This window comes from Streptomyces sp. NPDC046909 (genome assembly GCF_040644695.1).
GTDB lineage: Bacteria > Actinomycetota > Actinomycetes > Streptomycetales > Streptomycetaceae > Streptomyces.
This window is the reverse complement of sequence record NZ_JBEYXC010000047.1, coordinates 1-4,596: the sequence shown is the minus strand read 5'-3', so window position 1 is coordinate 4,596 and position 4,596 is coordinate 1. Positions and strand designations below refer to the sequence as shown.

4 protein-coding genes and 1 pseudogene are annotated in these 4,596 nt (G+C 69.0%); 3 read left to right on the top strand and 2 right to left on the bottom strand.

The features are described 5' to 3' along the window. Both ABZ928_RS53335 and ABZ928_RS53330 read right to left on the bottom strand, forming a co-directional pair. Positions 1 to 200: hypothetical protein (locus tag ABZ928_RS53335; protein ID WP_361537122.1), on the bottom strand; the 200-nt coding region annotated here is incomplete at its 3' end. Between the two features lie 230 nt (positions 201 to 430). Further along, positions 431 to 583: a hypothetical protein gene (locus ABZ928_RS53330; RefSeq protein WP_361537120.1), complete on the bottom strand. Its 153-nt coding sequence runs from the start codon at positions 581 to 583 to the stop codon at positions 431 to 433. 165 nt (positions 584 to 748) lie between these two features. Between ABZ928_RS53330 and ABZ928_RS53325 the strand changes: the two genes are divergently transcribed. The 3 genes and pseudogenes from ABZ928_RS53325 to ABZ928_RS53315 all read left to right on the top strand — a co-directional run bounded on the left by ABZ928_RS53325 (position 749) and on the right by ABZ928_RS53315 (position 4,433). Next, the gene (locus ABZ928_RS53325; protein ID WP_361537118.1) at positions 749 to 2,374 is read left to right on the top strand and encodes a hypothetical protein; all 1,626 of its coding nucleotides are present in this window, start codon (positions 749 to 751) and stop codon (positions 2,372 to 2,374) included. Positions 2,375 to 2,666: 292 nt separating this feature from the next. Next, positions 2,667 to 3,491, top strand: a complete 825-nt coding sequence (locus ABZ928_RS53320) for a hypothetical protein (RefSeq protein ID WP_361537116.1) — start codon at positions 2,667 to 2,669, stop codon at positions 3,489 to 3,491. A 66-nt stretch (positions 3,492 to 3,557) separates the two neighbouring features. After that, positions 3,558 to 4,433: pseudogene (locus ABZ928_RS53315) on the top strand (IS5 family transposase). The last annotated feature ends 163 nt before the right edge of the window (positions 4,434 to 4,596 follow it).

Sequence of the window (4,596 nt, the reverse complement as noted above, 5' to 3'; positions counted from 1 at the left end):
AATCGGTCTTCTTGCCGGCGGCGCATGGAGGCCGTGCGGAAATGGGAGATGCCCGTGAGGAGCTCGGTCACGCCCCGTGCCGTGGCCGTGATCGCGGGAGGGAGGGCGATCGCGAGGGCCACCCAGAGGGGCGCGTCGCTCAGCGCTGTCAGGCCGGCGGCAGTCACGGTGAATATGTCGGGGATGTGCGGCGAGGTCATCGGCAGGGCTCCGGAGGCGAGTTCGCCCCGGGGCGGGCCGGGGCAGGTGACAGCGGTGGGTGGATCAGCTGGTTGGTGGCACTGAGACGGAGCGGGGTGTTAGCGGCGCAAGTCCGTCGGCGGGCAGGAGCGTTTTGCCGTTGTCTGCAGCCCAGTTCGGCGTTTGATCAGGAACGATCCGTGCCCGCTCAGGCTTGGGTGAGCGGCCCGTTACGGTTCTGTCGAGTCGCTTAGCTGCGGACCGCGGTGGTGGTACGTCGTGAGGCCCAGGCTCGCGCCCGCGCTTCCCAGAGGACGTGTGCGGTGGCGGCGAGCTGGGCCGGCAGTTCGGTCACGAGTCTGCGCAGGATCAGGTGAAGGGCGTGCTGAAGAGGATCTGGCATCGGTAGGGTCTCCCAAACGTGCGTGCGATCACGACGTGTTGGCCCTGGTCGGGGTCTGTGTCGTGGGTGCTCCACACGGTGCCCGGGCTGGCAGGGGCGGCTCCAGTTGTCCGGCTGCCGGACTGGACAGGGCTGGACAGCCCACTGGAGATGAGGAGTGGAAGGTTGTCCGACCGAGGCCGGCGCACCAAGCAGTGGGGTCCGCTGAAGGGCCCTACCGAGCAGGCGAACGCCACGGCCGCCCTGTTACGGCGCTGGCTGGACAATGCGCGGCTTCGCCTCGACGATGTCCGGCCGCTGCTGACGCCGGAGCACTTCAGCAGTGGCCGCGTTCCCAGCCGTTCGACCATCAGCGAGCGGCTCGCGGGGGTGCGCCTGGAGGAGGACTTCGTCCAGGCGATCGCTGATGTCTGCTCCGGAGACGACGCCGCTCTCCGAGAGCAGCTGTTGCAGGAAGCTGCCGCCCTTACCTCCCGGGACCGTGGCATCCGGCCGCCCTACGGCGCCGCGCGGCTGGGCACCGCGGTGCCGGCGAGCGAGCTGGTTGCCGAGCAGCGGCGGTCGCTGGCCTTGCAGGACAGACTGCTGCGCGCCATGGAGCGGGCCGTCGAGCTGGAGCATGAGCGCACCGGCGCCCACCGGATGGTCTGCGTGCTGCTGACCATGGTCGACAAGCTCCAGCGTGACATCGCCGCCCTGTCCGCCAAGCGCGACAAACTGCAGGATCGTGCCGACGAGCACCACACGCTGGACACGATGCGCGAGCAGCTCGCGCGCAGTGAAGAACAGCGACGGACCGCAGAAGCGTCCTTGCAGCGCGCCCGGGACGAACGCAGCAGAGGTGACCGGCTGGCCGAAGAAGCAGCGGAGCAGATCCGCACGCTCACCGCGGAACTCGAACAGCTGCGTCAACAGGCTGCCGGACAACCGGATAACTCCCCGCCGTTCACCGTCTCCCACCCCACGGCCCCCATGGCGCAGGACGTGGAGACGGCAGCGGACGACATCGACGACGCACTGGTCAAGGCATCCCGGCACCTGGACGACGGAGCCCAGCGTCTCGACGACCTCGCTCGCGAACTGCACCAGGACAACGCGCCGGATATCCCTGCCACTGCGGTCAGTGCGGGCGAGGAAGCCGCGGAGCCCGGTGGTGCCGAGACCCAGGACTCGGACGTCCTGGCACAGGACATCCTGAAGATGCTGCGACGCATGCGCGAGGGACACTCCAGCTTCGTCGACCTCGCGCTCACTGCGTCAGCCGACTTCATCGTCGGGCTGATGTGGGTCGTCCTTTATTACGGAAAGGACGAGAACGAGTGGGAGATGGCCTACGACCTCATGGAGATCGCAGCAGACCAGGCAACGCCATCCCATATCTGCGCCCTCATCACAGAGCTGCACGCCAGGAGCGGAGAGATGTACGCCCACCGGCTGCTCAGCGTGATCGCCACGCAGCGCCCGCCCATCGGCGTCGTCGACATTGTGGCCGCTCTGCGCGAGTCACAGCAGCCCGCAGACGCCTACCAGTTGCTGAGCGCCGTGGGCCGGGGCCGTCCCGCCTGGTACATCCAGCCCATCGTGTTGCTTCTGAGCAGCTCAGACGCCGCATGGCTGCTCGACGCAGTGACAGCCGAACGCACGCCCTTGGACATCGCCACGCTCCGCGCGATTCTGCGCGACAGCGGGCACGAGCAGTACGCCGAACGGCTCCCCGCTCTCACCTTGGCGCAGGCGGCGAGAATGCCCAGCCTCACCTGCGGCTCCACCGCACAACAACTTGTCACCTGACAGATCGTCCCGGCGCGCTGCGACGCCGCCTCTGCCCGAGGACGACGACCGGGCCACGTCTCCCCACTGCGCGACCGCGCGCTGCACACACCGTCCGGTGCCACCGCCCGTACGGGCTCAGCGCCGCGGGCGGGGTGCTTCGGCGGGGGAAAACGAGGAGACTGTGGGACGGGGCGGAGGACGTCGTGGCGTCCTTCGGGTTGTCGCCTTGGGGTTCCCGAGGGGGCGGTGGGAGGTGCCGGATCGTCGTCCTCGTGGGTACCAGCCGTTGTGGAGGCCCAGGCCGGCGACGGTGGAGCTCCTTGAGGCGGTGGACATGATCCTGGCCCGCTACTCTGATTTGCTCCCGGTCTCGATCCGGCAGTGCTTTTACGCGGCGGTCTCCGACGGCGTGGTCGACAAGACGGAGCGCGCGTACCGGCGACTGGTTGAGGTGGTGGGGATGGGCCGCCGATCGGGCCGGATCGCGTGGGACGCGATCCGTGACGACACCGGCATCTGTATCGAGCCGCCCGTGGCCTTCGCGGACCCCGCCGATTTCCGCGCCCGGATGAGGCAGGCGGCCCAGGGATACCGTCGGGACCGGCAGGAGGGCCAGGAGCAGGTGCTGGAACTGTGGTCGGAGAGCGCCGGCACCACGGCCCAACTCGCCCGGACAGCCGACCCGTTCGGTATTCCGGTCCGGTCCGGCGGGGGCTTCGACTCCCTCTCGGACAAGCACGCCACCGCGCTCCGCGCCGCCGCTCAGGACCGGGTTCTGACCATCCTCCACCTCGGCGACCTCGACCCCTCCGGCGTCCATGTCCCGCTCGCGCTCGCCGAGGACGTCGGCCCGTTCGCTGCCGCGCACGACGGCCGCACTGACCTGGTGCGCCTGGCGGTGACCGAAGAGCATGTCAGCACGCATCACCTGCCGACAGCTCCGCCGAAGCCGACAGACCATCGCTCCTTCACACCCAGCGCCACCACCCAGCTGGAGGCGATCCCGCCCGACGTCCTCGCCCGCATCGTGCGCGAGGCGATCGAGGAGCGACGGGACATGACGGTCTACCAGCAGGTACTGGAGCAGGAGCAAGAGGAACGCGCCCGGCTCCTGGCCGACCTGGACTCGTCGTAGCGCATACGACGCGGCTGTTAGGGCGTGTGTCGAAAGTGGATCTTGGGCGTGAGATGATCTTGATTCGTGGCGCGTGGAGATCTGACGGACGAGCAATGGGCCGTGCTGGAACTGCTGTTACCGAAGGGCAAGAAGCCCGGCCGGCCACCGATATGGACCCGGCGGCAGCTGATCGACGGCATACGGTTCCGGGTTCGCACGGGTATCCCGTGGCGGGACATGCCCGAGGAGTACGGGCCATGGGGCCGCGCGTACGACCTGTTCCGTCGCTGGCAGCGCGACGGCACTTGGCAGCGCATCTTCACCGAACTCCAGGCCCGGGCTGATGCGAAGGACCCGATCACCTGGGACCTCAACATCGACTCCACCGTCTGCCGGGCCCACCAGCACGCCGCCGGAGCGCGGAAAAGGGGGACCTGCAGAAGGAACCGCCCGGGGGCGTCGCCGTCGAGCCCGACGACCACGGCCTCGGGCGCTCGCGCGGCGGCCTGACCACCAAGCTGCACCTCGCCGTCGAGCAGGGGCAAAAGCCCATGTCCGTCGTGATCAGTGCCGGGCAGCGCGGGGATTCCCCGCAGTTCGAGGTCGTCCTGGGCCGCGTCAGGGTGCCCCGGCTGGGGCCGGGCAGACCGCGCACCCGGCCGCGGCGGGTGCGCGCCGATAAGGCGTACGCCTCTCGCAAGAACCGCGCCTACCTGCGCAGACGTGGCATTGGCTGCACCATCCCGGACAAGGTCGACCAGGCCCGCAACCGAAGGAAACGCGGCTCCCGTGGCGGCCGTCCGCCGAGGTTCGACCCGGAGGACTACAAGGCTCGGCACGCGGTCGAGTGCGGCATCAATCGCCTCAAAAGGCACCGTGCCGTGGCCACGAGGTACGACAAAACTCGCGGTCCGCTACGAGGCGACCGTTCTCGTAGCGGCTATCAACGAGTGGCTGTGACCAGCACATTCGATACACGCCCTAGCGCCAGGCGGCCCGCAAGGCGTGGGCGGCGTCTTCCACGCCGTGGTCGTAGGGCGCGTTGATGACGGTGGACGGGTCGTGCTGCCGCTGCAGGAGTGTGCGGAGGTCGTGGTCGCCGAGATGGACGAGTCCGAGGAGC